Source organism: Paraburkholderia sp. UCT70 (assembly GCF_050434085.1).
GTDB classification, from domain to species: Bacteria; Pseudomonadota; Gammaproteobacteria; order Burkholderiales; family Burkholderiaceae; genus Paraburkholderia; species Paraburkholderia tuberum.
In genome coordinates this window covers 1-12,853 of record NZ_JBNPVZ010000002.1, presented here as the reverse complement: position 1 = coordinate 12,853, position 12,853 = coordinate 1, and the positions used below count along the sequence as shown (strand labels likewise).

Here is a 12,853-nt window from a genome sequence, read left to right as displayed (position 1 = left end):
CGAAAGCTCGATAGCGGCTTGATAGCCCAACCATTGGAGGAGGCCCCATGTTGAAGAGAAGACTAATCGGTATCGTGGTCGGTGTCGGTGCGCTCGTCGGCGGAAGTAGTCTCGCGTATGCGGACGAGCCGTATATTCCGCTTATTTCGAAAGGCTTCCAGCATCAGTTCTGGCAAGCCGTCAAATCGGGCGCCGAGCAGTCCGCGAAAGCGAACAACGTCAGGATCACGTTCGAGGGACCGGAAACGGAAGCGATGGTCGATAAGCAGATCGACATGCTGTCGGCCGCGCTCGCGAAGAAGCCGCAGGCGCTCGGCATCGCGGCGCTCGACAGTAAGGCGGCCATCCCCTTGCTCAAGCGCGCCCAGAACGACAAGATTCCGGTGATTGCATTCGACTCGGGCGTCGATAGCGATATTCCGTTGACGACCTGCTCGACGGACAACGTCGCCGCCGCCGCGCTCGCCGCCGACAAGATGGCCGCGCTGATCGGCAATTCCGGCGAAGTCGGCGTGATCGTGCACGACCAGACGAGCCGCACCGGTGTCGATCGCCGCGACGGTTTCGTCAATCAGATCAAGTCGAAGCATCCCAACATCAAGATCGTGTCCGTGCAATACGGCGCCGGCGATCACCTGAAGTCCGCGGAAATCGCCAAGACCATGATCCAGGCGAATCCGAACCTGAAGGGTATCTTCGGTGCAAACGAAGGTTCCGCGGAAGGCGCGGCGATCGGCGTCAAGGAATCGGGCAAGAAACTCGTGCTGATCGGCTTCGACTCCGGCAAGGAGCAGAAGGAGAACATCATGTCGGGCTTGATGGCCGGCGCGATTACGCAGAATCCGGTCGGTATCGGCAAATGCACGGTCGACTCGGCGGTCAAGGCGCTGCACGGCGAGAAGCTGCCGAAGAAGATCGACACCGGTTTTTACTGGTACGACAAGACCAACATAAACGATCCGAAGATCGCAGCCGTGCTGTACGACTAAGCGAGGCCGGCGATCGCGACTCGGGAAGCCGAGGCTGCGACAATCATCAAAGAGGGAGAGCCACGCTCTTCCTCTTTTTTATCGCCGTTCCGCAACTTCGGAACCGCGCTATATCGAGCGGTCCGTTGCGCCGCAACAACATGTAATCCGAACGCTCGTACTCCGTCGAGCAAGTCGGGATTCGCGCTCATGCAGTGCTTTTGATCCACGGCCGCCGGTCATTTCACGCCATTGCATGCATTAATCTGATACTTTATGTTTATGTAATCGCTGCACGAGCCGTCCATTCGCATGCCGATTCGGACCCACCCACCGTCGAATGCGCAGGTCATGGCTTTTACCGAACCAAGGTCTCCATTTTTCAAGTGGGTCGCGTCCTCGGCTCAGAACCTGAGTCCGGACAACCGGCAGATCCTGCTTGCCAACCTGTTCACGCGAACCGCATCGATCGTTTTCGCGTCGATTTGCGAAATCAGCGTTTGCGCAATCGCGTATTATCTTTATCCGATTCCTCTATATGCCGCGTGGGGTATTGCGGTCGTCGCATTGCTGATCGCGCGGCTCACGCTGATCTGGTTATGCCGCACGCGGGCAGCCCTTGGGCTGCCCACGCCGACTTCCGCGTTTATTTTCGCGAGTCTGTTGTGGAGCGCGTTATTCGGGTTTGGCACATTCCTGTGCAACATCAGCGGAAGTCCCACGCTTTTTCTGCTTGGAAACGTTTGTGCGGTCGGTGTGATCGGCGGATTGGCCGGACGCAATGCGGGCACGCCGCGGCTTGCGTTATTGCAGATCGTTTTTATTCTCAGCTTTCTGAGTGTCGGCGCGGCGATGTCGCCGGGCAATGGCAAGCTCGTGCTGCTATTTCAGGCTCCGTTTTGCGCGGCCGGCTTCTTCACGGTCGCGCTGCGCAGTAATCGCGACACCGTTGCGTTGCTGCTCGCACGGGAAAACAGTCATCGCCTCGCGCGCCAGGACAGCCTGACCGGTTTGCCGAATCGCGCGCGTATCAACGAGTTGCTGATCGAACGCACCGGCGAGAGTTCGACGCGGCAGGGCGAGGCGTTCGCGGTGCTGCTGATCGACCTCGACGGCTTCAAGGCGATCAACGACAGTCTCGGTCATGCCGCCGGCGATCAGATTCTGCAGGAAGCGGCCTCCCGTTTGTGCGATCTGCTGCCGAGCGGCGACCACGTTGGCCGCCTGGCAGGCGACGAGTTCGTCGCGATTTCGGACGACGCCGGGCAGCTTCGCGACGTGCGCGTGCTGGCCGATCGCATCGTCAGAACGCTGGCGCGGCCGTTCGTGTTGAGCGAAGCGCTCGTGCATATCGGCGCGAGCGTCGGCATCGCGCTCTATCCCGAACATGCGAAAACGGGTCCGCAATTGCTGATCTGCGCGGACCGCGCGTTGTACGGCGTCAAGCGCAGCGGCAAAAGCGCGTTCGCGATTTTCGATGCCGAGAAGCACGTATCCGACGAAAGCCTGAGCCTGCTGCGCAGCGACCTCGAAGGCGCGCTGAAGTCGTTCAATGGTTTGCGCATGGAGTATCAGCCGATCGTCGATCTGCATACCGGCGCGGTAGCGGGCCGCGAGGCGCTGATTCGCTGGGCCCATCCGACGCGCGGCGAGTTGTCGCCGTCCGCGTTCATTCCGACCGCCGAGCGCACCGGCCTGATCCTCGCATTGGGTGAATGGGTGCTGCTGCAATCGTGCATGGCGGCGTCGGCGTGGCGCGACAAGGTGATCGTCGCGGTCAATGTATCGCCGGTGCAATTGCGCGAGGAATCGTTCGCATCGACGGTGACGGCAATACTTCGGAAAACGAGGCTGCCGCCGACGCGGCTCAATCTCGAGGTCACGGAAACGGCACTGCTGAACGACGACGAAGTGACTCGCCGCAATATCACCAGATTGCGCGCATTGGGTATCGGGCTGGCGCTCGACGACTTCGGCACCGGCTTTTCGACGATGTCCACGCTTGTGCGCTTCTCGTTCGACAAGCTGAAGATCGACAGTTCGTTCGTCCGCGAGTCCGTGCATGGGCGCGAATCGGCGGCCGTGGTGCGCGGCATCGTCGCGCTGGCGCGCGAGATCGGCATGCCGACCACGGCCGAGGGCATCGAAACCCAGGAGCAGCTCAATTTCGTGCGCGTTTGCGGTTGCACCCATGCGCAGGGTTATCTGCTCGGCAAGCCAATGTGCAACGAAGAAATCGAGCAGTGCGAAGCGGTGCTCGACGCGCGTGTCGCCGACAAGGCCGCGCCTGCGGACTTTTGATATCCGTTACCGATGCGATCGAGGTCGTGATGTCGTCTCCCTTGCAATTTCAACTGCGAATCACCGCGTCGATGGAACTCGCCAACTCGCTGCGCGCGGACCCTTCGTGCGCCGCGCATCCAGCGCTACGTGCCATTTTGCAAACGCATCACGCAACGCTCAAATGCCAGTTCGATGCATTCGCCGACTACGTGAGCGAAGCGGAGAGAATGGGCATCGAGAACTACCCGCTTTATCAATGGACACGGCAAACCATCGAGAACCCGGAGAAGAAAGCGAAGTACTTGCAGTCGTTCACGCTCCATGTGAATGGCGACGAAGTGTATGACAAGGACGTCGCCGATGCCCTCGAGGCCGGCTTGTCGAAGCTGATCGACGCGAACGGTATTCTTCGCGTTTCGAGGTACGACACGAATCCCGGGAACAATCCGCAGCCGCCCGCGGGCGTGTGAGGCAGGCGTTTAAATTTCACTCAGAAAGCTTCGTCGTTAAGCGATGTAACATTTGACGACATGCCATAAAGTTCGTGAGACGATGCAGCTTCATTTATTTTTGTGGGAGTGCGACATGGGACTTCTGGACGAAGTGGGCAAGATTGCCGGTGCGGTTGCCGCCGTTGAAGCCGCTGAGAAAGTCGATCCACAAGCGGGTCTGCTGACCAAAGGCGTGGCCGCTATCGCCGGTTTCGAAGGCGCTGGAAAGCTGGAATCGCTGGTGGAAAAGAAAGAAGAAGAGAAGCAGGACGACGCCGACAACGCTCAGGCCGCGGACGATACAAGCTCCCAGACCTGAACGGACGTCAAGCGGATTGCCGGTTGCATGCGCGCGATCGAATTACGCGCTGCACCGGCAATTTGTCTTTATAAACCTTTCGATATCGAACCCTCCTTCCGCTATTCGCCCGATGTTTCATCGGGCTGTCATCGCCGTCCGGCTACGATCGTCCGTCACTTTCCGTCCGCGCTCGCCCCGCGGGGCGTTGTTTTGCGCTGGCATTCTTCCACCTGAACAACCATATCGGACATGTCGAACAGAAAAATCGTCAAGACAATGCCTGCCGATGAGCACGGCGCATCGATCGTCTCGCGTCGCGGCTTTCTGAAGTTCGCCGGCGCATCGAGTCTCGCGACGGCGGCGGGCGCGCTCGCATCGACCGCGCGCGGCGCCAATAGCGGCACACCCGATGGCACGCCCGAACAGATCCATCTGACCTGGGGCAGCGACCCGACGAGCGAAATTACCGTGTCGTGGTCGTCGCTCGCGCCCGCGGTCAATCCGCAGGTGCGCATAAGCGGCGCCAATAACGGGGACCACGCGAAACATACGGTGCACGCGGTGCAAAGCACGTACACCGACGGCATCAACGGCGAGGTCGTATTCAACTATCACGCGCGCGTGCGCGAGTTGAAGGCCGACACGAGCTATCAGTACGAAGTGACGGCCGATAACGACGGTAATGCAGCGCAACCCTTCACCGCGAGTTTTCGTACCGCGCCGCGCGGCCGCGCGCCGTTTCGCTGGACGAGCTACGGCGATCTCGCGACGCCGAATACGAACTGGGTGCTGTCGTCGCCGCAAAGCCGCTTCGCGGTGGCGGCCGTCGAGCGCTTTCAGCCGCTCTTCCATCTGCTGAACGGCGACCTCTGCTATGCGAATCTGAATCCGACGCAGCAGCCCGAGGTGTGGCGCGACTTCGGCAACAACGCGCAGACGTCGGCGTCGAACCGGCCGTGGATGCCGTGTCCAGGCAATCACGAGCTCGAATTCAACAACGGCGAGCAGGGCCTTGCGTCGTATCTGTCGCGCTACGTGCTGCCCGATAATCACACGCGTTTTCCGGGCCGCTGGTACCGCTTCCGCGTCGGCTCGGTGCTGTTCATTTCGCTCGATGCGGACGACGTCGTCTATCAGGATGCCGCCGCTTTCGTCGCCGGGCCCGCGCCGCTGACGCCGGTCGCGAGTACCGGCAATCCGCCGATTCCGGCGGGCACGTCGCTGTACGTGCGCGGCTATAGCAATGGCGAGCAGACACGCTGGCTCGAAAAAGTGCTGCAGCATGCGTCGCACGATAACGACGTGGACTGGATCATCGTGCAGATGCATCAGGACGCGCTCAGTTCGTCGAAGACCGGCAACGGTTCCGACAAGGGCATTCGCGAAGCGTGGCTGCCGCTGTTCGATCGCTATGGCGTGGATCTCGTGCTGTGCGGTCACGATCACGACTACGAGCGCAGCTATCCGGTGCGCGGTTGCAATCACAACAAGGGCACCGACATCGCGACGGGGCGTCCGGTCGATACGTTGCAGCCCAAGCCGATCATGTCGGCGGTATCGGCGGGTGCATCGACGTTCGATACGAGCCACGGCACGATCCATCTGATTCTCGGCGGCGGCGGCACGAGCGCGCCGCTCGACGTGTATGGCGTCGATACCGGCACAGGACTGCCGCAGGCGCGCATCTTCACGAAGCCGAATCGCCCGGTGCCGTCGACGACCGCGGGCACGTTCGTGCGCGCGAGCGCCGACGCGGTCGAAGACGCGATCTGGTCCGCCCAACGCGACACCGGCACCGGCTACGGCATCGCGGTGTTCGACTACGATCCGGGGCAGCCCGGCGGCGACACCACGATCACGATGAACTACTACCATGCGCCGGGCGCGGATCAGACGCCGACACCGGAATATGATCTGTTCGAGACGATCGCATTGAAGAAGAAGCGGCGCGGGTAGAAGGATAGATTTGATTCACTGATTGGCATTCAATTTCCAGGGGCCGCTCGTCACGAGCGGCCCTTGTTTTTTCACGGTCACCGCAAAAAACAATGCCCCATTCATTTTGTTACACGTCTTACCGCCACGGACTGTCGTGGTTACAAAGGCCTTTTGAAAGCCCCGCTATACTCGGCGCCGTCTCACTAAAACAAAGACCCGATATGTCCAAGAAGATCATCCAGATGGTTGCCGTGGCTGCATTGAGCGCCGCGGCGTCGTTGCCGGCACTCGCCGGTGATATGAACAACATGCTCGGTGGCGCGCTCGGTGGCGTGGCCGGCGCGGCAGTCGGCGGCGCGGTGGGCGGCAGCACCGGCGCGGTGATCGGCGGCGCAGTGGGCGGCGGGGCGGGCGGCGCGGTCACGTCGAATCGTCGCGAACGCACCGGCGCGATCATCGGCGGCGCGCTCGGTGGCGGGGCGGGCACCGCGGCCGGCAACGCGATGGGCGGCCGCACCGGCGGCCTCGTCGGCGCGGCGCTCGGCGGCGGCGCGGGTTCGGCGCTCGGCGGCAACGTCTCGCGCTCGAACTCGTATGCCAACGACTACTCCCGCGGCTACCAATCGGGCAAGCACCATCACAAGCATCGTCGTTACGACTGAGACGGCTTGACATCGACAGGGCCGGTCCGCGTCCGCATCACAGACGAACGCGGCGGCCCTCGTCCATCACGCATGCAGAACCAGTTTCTGAATACGCCAGTTCAGCAACTCGGCAACGAATAATACGTTTTCCGAAGGACACGCCATCTCGTGAATCCAGCCGAACTGTTTCGGCTGTTTGCCCGCTTTGCCGAGTACACCGAGCACTTTGCCGTCGAGCGTCATCTTGTAGATGCGGCCCGGAAACGCGTCGGCGCTATAGAGCACCTGATTCGGTCCCGGCGAGATGCAGATCGCCCAAGGCGAGCCCGGCGCGAACGTGCCCGCGGCGAGGTCCGCTTCGCTCGGCATGTTGCCGATCGCGGGGCGCGCGTCCGGCGGCACCGGTACGTCGATCGTGAACTGGCGCAGGAACGTGCCCTCGGTATCGAACACCTGGATGCGCCGGTTGCTGCGATCGGCCACATAAACGTGGTCGTGCGCATCGACCGCGATGCTATGCGGCGTATGGAACTGCCCCGGTCCCGTGCCGCGATCGCCCCATGACTTCAGCCAGTTGCCGTCGCGATCGACCTTCGCGACGCGCGAGTTGATGTATCCGTCGCTGATATAGGTGTTGCCCATCTTGTCCCACGCGACGTCGGTCACCTGGCGAAAGCGTCCGGGTTCGGACGGCAGCGGCGGATTCGGATGCTTGAGCGGCGCGGTCTCCTCGTCCGATGCTTCCTGCTTGCGGCCGAACACCATCGCGACGCGTCCTTCCGGCGTGAACTTGATCACCATGTCCGAGCCCTTGTCGGTGACCCAGATGTTGTCGTGCCGGTCCACCTTCACCGTGTGCGCGAACGACCACGCATACAGGTTGTGGCCGATCTCGCGCACGAAGCGTCCATCGGGCGCGAACTCGAGCAATTGCGCGGCGGCCGCGCCATATGCGGGGCCGGTGGTGTTGCCGCGCGACAGCACGAAGATATGGCCATGCGAATTGAGCGCGACGCCCGAGCATTCGCCGAAGTACCTGTCGTTCGGCAAACGTACGGGCTTGGCAATCGAGTCGTAAGCAATCGTGGGCGCGGCGGGTGTGTCCGCGGCGAACGCGGACGGCATGGCGAGTCCGGCGGCGCTCCCCGCAAGCAGGCTCATGAAAGTCCGGCGGCTCATCGCCCGTTGCTCGGGACCGCCGCAGCATGCACAAAACGACTCGTATCGCTCGCTCATTCGTTGTCTCCTTTGGTCCATCGCTTGAAGTGTGCAAAGGCAAGCCTAGTGCACAAAACGTTTAATGGCTAAATCGTTTTGGCGATGCTGAAAGAGACGCTTCCCGTTATGCGCGATCACGTGCTGGTGGTGGCAGATGCTGTCCAAGTCGCGGCGCGCGGCGCCGCGGTACCGCTCGGCATCGCCGTGGTGGGTCGCAACCGGCTGACAGTCAGATGGAATGTGCGGTGACGGCACGGCATCGCGAGCCAGCCCGCTTTGCTACTATGTAAGACCGCGACTGCTTAGGTCCGCTTTAGTCCCGCGTTGGTCCATCACACAAGGAGATTCGAATGAGCAAAGGTTATTGGGTGTCGTCGTACCGCAAGACGAACGATCCGCAGAAACTGGCCGCATACGCGCAACTGGCCCCGGCCGCGGTGGCGGCGGCGGGCGGCAAGTTCCTCGTGCGAGGCGTGGCGGACGAGGCGCGCGAGCAGGGCCTCAAGGAGCGCACGGTCGTGATCGAGTTCCCGACGTACGAGGCGGCCGTCGCCGCTTACGAAAGCGAGGAGTACAAGAAGGCGCTGGCCGCATTGGGCGATGGCGTCGAACGCGATCTGCGCATCGTGCGCGGCACCGACTGACGCACGACCCGCAAGCGAACACTGCGCGGCACGCGCCGCGCAGTCACTCACTTCACCGCGCCGAGCGCGAGCCCCTTCACCATATAACGCTGCAACCACGCAAACACGATCGAAACCGGCAACGTCGCGCACAAGGTCGCGGCCATCACCAGATGCCATTCGACCACGTACTTGCCCGCGACCATATCGGTCACCTGCACGGTCAGCGTCTTGTTTTCCGGCGAGCGGATCAGCGTATAGACGACCGCGAACTCGTTCCACGCATTGATGAACGTGAAGATGGCGGTCACGACGATCGCCGGCACCGCGAGCGGCAGAAACACCTTGAACACCGCGCGCGTGCGGCTGCAGCCTTCGAGCCACGCGGATTCCTCGAGATCCTGCGGCACGGTCTGAAAGTACGACGACAGCATCCACACTGCGAACGCGATATTGAACGCCGCGTACGACACGATCACGCCGATCCTCGAATCGACCAGGTTGCCGTCGCCCCACGGAATCATCGCCGCGAGCCGGAATAGGCCGACCACCAGCAGGATCGGCGACAGCATCTGCGTGACGAGCAGGAACTGCCGATACAGGCCGCGTCCGCGAAAGGGGAAGCGCGCGAGCGCGTAAGCGGCGGGCAGGCTCACCGCGAGTGCGAGCGCGGTGGACAGGAGACTGATGATCGTGCTGTTGCGCAGCGCGACGCCGAAGTTGGCCGCGTCCCACATGTCGATGAAATTGCGCCACTGCCACTGCACCGGCAGCCAGCGCGCCGGATAGACGAAGATCTCCGAGGCCGGTTTGACCGCGGTGAAGAACATCACCGCGAACGGAAACAGTATGACGATCACGAGCGGCGTCAGCGCGATCCAGCACCACAGCGAGCGTTTCGTCTTCGCGCTCAGACTCATGATGGCACTCCTTCTTTCGCGCGTTGCAGACGTAGATAAGCGATCGAGAACACGAACAGCATCACGAGCATGATCAGCGAAACAGCGGCGGCTTCGCCGGGCCGTCCGAGCCGGAAGCCGAGTTCGTACAGGTAAGTGACGAGGATGTGTGTGCTGTTGTCGGGGCCGCCTTGCGTCATCACCCAGATGATCGGAAACGAGTTGAACACGTAGATCACGTTCAGCAGGATCGCCATGTTGATGAACGGGCGCAGCAGCGGCATCGTCAATTGACGGAACTGCTGCCAGGCGCTCGCGCCGTCGATACGCGCGGCTTCGTAGATATCGCTTGGGACCGAAGACAGGCCGCCAAGAAAAATCGTCACCGTGAACGGAATCGACACCAGAATGCCGACCGCGATTTCGACGGGGAACGCGAACTCGGGCGTCGCGAGCCAGTGAATCGGCCCACCGATCAGGCCGAGCCGCTGCAGCGTGACATTGACCATGCCGTAGTCGTCGTTGAAGGCCCAGCGCCAGACGACGGCGGTCATCGTCAAAGAGACGGACCACGGCAGCATCACGATCGTACGCGCCACGCCGCGACCGTGAAAGTCCTGGTTCAGAATCAGTGCGACAGGTACCGAGATCAGCACCGTGCCGCCCACCACGCACACGGTCCAGATGATCGTGCGGCGTACCGAAGCGAGAAACACCGGGTCCTGAAACACGTTGATGAAGTTCTGCGCGCCGGTGAAGTCGCGGATCGCGCCGAAGCGCGATACCTCATGCAGCGATTGCCATACGATGTTGAAAATCGGATAGGTGATGATGAACAGCGCGAGCACGAGGCTCGGCGCAATCAGCAACCAGGGCGCCTGCGCGCGCGAAGAAATGGAACGGCTCATGCGTGCTCGATCGTAAGACGCGCCCGCTCTCTGGCGGCGGGCACGACGGAATGGGCCGGAGGGTGCATCGTGCTGCATAGGCTCGAATGTGGGAGTGGCGCGGCGCAACGCGCGGCGCTTTAGCTGCGGCGCCGCGCGTCCCCAGTTCGCAAAAGCCGCGTATCAGTGACCGAGCGACTTGTTCGCCTGCGTAGCGGCCGCATTCAACGCTTCCGCCGGTTGCGCCTTGTTCAGGTAGATCGCCTGCATCCCGTCGGTCACGGCCTTCGCGGTGTCTTCCCAGCCGGTCACGGTCGGCGCGAAGTGAGCGGTGGGCAGCAACGCGATGAATGCCTTGACGTCCGGATCGTTGAAAGCCGGGTCGGTCGCTTCGGCCTTCGTGGTCGGCAGGAAGCCTTCGGTCGTCGTGAACTCGACGCGCGGTTCCTTCGTGAACAGATAGTCGAGGAACTTCCACGCGGTCTTCTTCGCCTTCGAGTTCTTGAACATCACGATCGAGTCGGTGACCGCGTAGGTGGCGTGCGTCGTGCCCATCGGCACCGGATCGATGCCGTACTTCAGGTTCGGCGCTTCCTTCTTGATCTGCTTGGCGAGGAACGGCGCGGAGATCACCATCGCGACGCGGCCCTGCTTGAACAGGTTCTGCACGTCCTCGCGGCTATAGCCAGTGACGCCCGGTTGCGTGAGGCCCTGGTCGATCATCTGCTTGTACATCGTCGCGGCCTTCACGCCCGCGGGCGAACTGAACGCGGCCTTGCCGTCCTTGCCGACCACGTCGCCGCCCATCGTCCACAGCGCGTAGTAATAGTAGACGTCGGTTTCGATTTCCTTGCCTTGCAGACCGAAGCCGGCGATGCCTTGCGCCTTCAGCTTCTTCGATGCATCGATCACTTCATTCCAGGTCTTCGGGCCGTCGGGGTAGCCGACCTTCGCGAGCAAATCCTTGTTGTAGTACAGCGCGCGCGCGGAAGCGGCGATCGGCAGGCCGTAGGTCTTGCCGTTGATCTGGCCAGGCGCGAGGAACGGACCGATGAAGCGTGCCTTGAAGTTCGCGTCCATATAGCCGTCGAGCGGCTCGGCGACGTCGTCCTTCACGAAGTCGAGGAGCCAGCGCGTGCCGACGATCGCGAGGTCCGCGTTGGCGCCGCCGGAGATGTCCGTTTGCAGCTTCTGTTGCAGCGTGTCCCAGTTCACGTCTTCGATCTTGATGGTCGTGCCGGGGTTGGCCTTCTCGAAGTTGCGGGCCATTTTCTCGAAGTACGGCGCGGTCGCGTCGCTGTAGTGAGCGACCGTCACGCGGACCGTCTCGGCATGGGCCGAGACGGCGACACCTGCAAACGCGAGCGCCACGGCGACTTTGCCTAGCGCGAGGGAAGCACGGGCATGCAACGACATTTTTCTCTCTCCTGGGGGTGGTTTGCTGCCGTCGCCGGCCGCCTTGGGTAAATTGTTTGAAAAAATCCTACATGACGCAAAATAGCTTGTCACGTAGGGTCTGCGATATTTTTTCTCAGGCCGTTTTGTGCATAAGATGCTGTAAAGCATGGGGTATTCTGCACTGCGCGACGGGATGAGAAACCCACTCTTCGGGATGGCCGGCAGTCGTCGCGGGCCGAATATGTAGGAAATTTACAGCGCTGCGCGAGCCGGGTGGCGGACGGCGACGGCAAGACGGCCGAAACGGCCAGGCCAACGAGCGAGGAACACATGGATCGTGTCGTATTGGTAACGGGCGCATGCGGCGGTATCGGCAGCGTGTTATGCGAGCGCTTCGTCGAGGCGGGTGACACCGTGCTCGCGCTCGACATCGACGCGACCGCGCTGCAATCGTTGAGCGCGCGACTCGGCGCGCAACAGGGCGCGGACAAGGTCGTGCCGGTCGCGGTCGATCTCGGCGACGCCGCTGCGGTGCAGCACGCGGTGGCCGCGGCGGTCGCGCAGCGTGGGCCGGTCGACGTGCTGGTCGCGAACGCGGGCGCGGCGCTCGGCGCGTCGCTCGCGACCACCGACGCGGCAAGCTGGCAGCGCGACATCCATCTGAATCTGAACGGCACGTATCACACGGTAGAGGCGGTGCGCGCGTCGATGATCGAACGGCAGCGCGGCGCGCTCGTGCTGATCGGCTCGGTGAACGGTCTCGCCGCGCTCGGTCATCCGGCATATAGCGCCGCGAAGGCCGGCCTGATCAGCTATACGAAGGCGCTCGCGATCGAGCTGGGCCGCTTTGGCATTCGCGCGAACATCGTGTGTCCGGGCACTGTGAAGACGCAGGCGTGGCAGGCGCGTGTCGAGAAGAATCCGCAGGTGTTCGAGGAACTGAAGAAGTGGTACCCGTTGCGCGACTTCGCGACGCCCGACGACATCGCCGATGCGGTGCTGTTCCTCGCATCGCCGCAAGCGCGCGTGATCACCGGCGTCGCGTTGCCGGTCGACGGCGGCTTGATGGCGGGCAACCGCCTGATGGCGCAGGAGTTGACGCTCGAGTCGTTCTGAGCCGCGCGCGGCGCGTGCACTACGGCACCGGCAATACAACACACAGCAAGACAATGAGGACAGCATGGCAGCAGTGCAACTGAGCGG

At 62.3% G+C, this 12,853-nt stretch carries 13 protein-coding genes; 9 read left to right on the top strand and 4 right to left on the bottom strand.

All coding sequences use genetic code 11. From position 1 onward, the window contains the following. The first annotated feature begins 47 nt into the window (after positions 1-47). The 6 genes from OKW41_RS02300 to OKW41_RS02275 all read left to right on the top strand — a co-directional run bounded on the left by OKW41_RS02300 (position 48) and on the right by OKW41_RS02275 (position 6,643). On the top strand, positions 48-989 hold the full coding sequence (locus tag OKW41_RS02300) for an ABC transporter substrate-binding protein (protein ID WP_187616048.1): 942 nt from the start codon (positions 48-50) through the stop codon (positions 987-989). 330 nt (positions 990-1,319) lie between these two features. Next, a complete protein-coding gene (locus tag OKW41_RS02295) occupies positions 1,320-3,269 on the top strand; it encodes a putative bifunctional diguanylate cyclase/phosphodiesterase (protein ID WP_429571445.1) in 1,950 nt (649 codons plus the stop codon). Between the two features lie 29 nt (positions 3,270-3,298). Then, the gene (locus OKW41_RS02290; protein WP_429571444.1) at positions 3,299-3,721 is read left to right on the top strand and encodes a hypothetical protein; all 423 of its coding nucleotides are present in this window, start codon (positions 3,299-3,301) and stop codon (positions 3,719-3,721) included. A gap of 115 nt (positions 3,722-3,836) precedes the next feature. After that, the gene (locus OKW41_RS02285) at positions 3,837-4,061 is read left to right on the top strand and encodes a hypothetical protein (RefSeq protein ID WP_090807650.1); all 225 of its coding nucleotides are present in this window, start codon (positions 3,837-3,839) and stop codon (positions 4,059-4,061) included. Between the two features lie 231 nt (positions 4,062-4,292). Continuing rightward, on the top strand, positions 4,293-5,999 hold the full coding sequence (locus tag OKW41_RS02280) for a fibronectin type III domain-containing protein (protein ID WP_429571443.1): 1,707 nt from the start codon (positions 4,293-4,295) through the stop codon (positions 5,997-5,999). Positions 6,000-6,202: 203 nt separating this feature from the next. Next, a complete protein-coding gene (locus tag OKW41_RS02275; protein WP_184005106.1) occupies positions 6,203-6,643 on the top strand; it encodes a hypothetical protein in 441 nt (146 codons plus the stop codon). 66 nt (positions 6,644-6,709) lie between these two features. On the opposite strand, the gene OKW41_RS02270 is transcribed toward OKW41_RS02275, so the two are convergent. Then, entirely contained in the window at positions 6,710-7,861 is a 1,152-nt protein-coding gene (locus OKW41_RS02270) for a 6-bladed beta-propeller (RefSeq protein ID WP_429571442.1), read from the bottom strand. Between the two features lie 84 nt (positions 7,862-7,945). Here OKW41_RS02270 and OKW41_RS02265 point away from each other — a divergent pair, with 84 nt between their 5' ends. Both OKW41_RS02265 and OKW41_RS02260 read left to right on the top strand, forming a co-directional pair. Continuing rightward, positions 7,946-8,092, top strand: a complete 147-nt coding sequence (locus OKW41_RS02265) for a hypothetical protein (protein ID WP_429444346.1) — start codon at positions 7,946-7,948, stop codon at positions 8,090-8,092. Between the two features lie 101 nt (positions 8,093-8,193). Next, the gene (locus OKW41_RS02260; protein ID WP_018423759.1) at positions 8,194-8,487 is read left to right on the top strand and encodes a DUF1330 domain-containing protein; all 294 of its coding nucleotides are present in this window, start codon (positions 8,194-8,196) and stop codon (positions 8,485-8,487) included. 47 nt (positions 8,488-8,534) lie between these two features. On the opposite strand, the gene OKW41_RS02255 is transcribed toward OKW41_RS02260, so the two are convergent. The 3 genes from OKW41_RS02255 to OKW41_RS02245 all read right to left on the bottom strand — a co-directional run bounded on the left by OKW41_RS02255 (position 8,535) and on the right by OKW41_RS02245 (position 11,668). Further along, positions 8,535-9,386 carry a carbohydrate ABC transporter permease gene (locus OKW41_RS02255; protein ID WP_429571441.1) on the bottom strand — a complete coding sequence of 284 codons (852 nt, stop codon included), beginning with the start codon at positions 9,384-9,386 and terminating at the stop codon, positions 8,535-8,537. Further along, a complete protein-coding gene (locus OKW41_RS02250; protein ID WP_429571440.1) occupies positions 9,383-10,273 on the bottom strand; it encodes a carbohydrate ABC transporter permease in 891 nt (296 codons plus the stop codon). The genes OKW41_RS02255 and OKW41_RS02250 overlap by 4 nt, the downstream gene beginning before the upstream one ends. Positions 10,274-10,435: 162 nt before the next feature. After that, entirely contained in the window at positions 10,436-11,668 is a 1,233-nt protein-coding gene (locus tag OKW41_RS02245) for an ABC transporter substrate-binding protein (RefSeq protein ID WP_429571439.1), read from the bottom strand. Between the two features lie 312 nt (positions 11,669-11,980). On the opposite strand from OKW41_RS02245, the gene OKW41_RS02240 reads away from it, so the two are divergent. Further along, on the top strand, positions 11,981-12,766 hold the full coding sequence (locus OKW41_RS02240; RefSeq protein WP_429571438.1) for an SDR family oxidoreductase: 786 nt from the start codon (positions 11,981-11,983) through the stop codon (positions 12,764-12,766). The last annotated feature ends 87 nt before the right edge of the window (positions 12,767-12,853 follow it).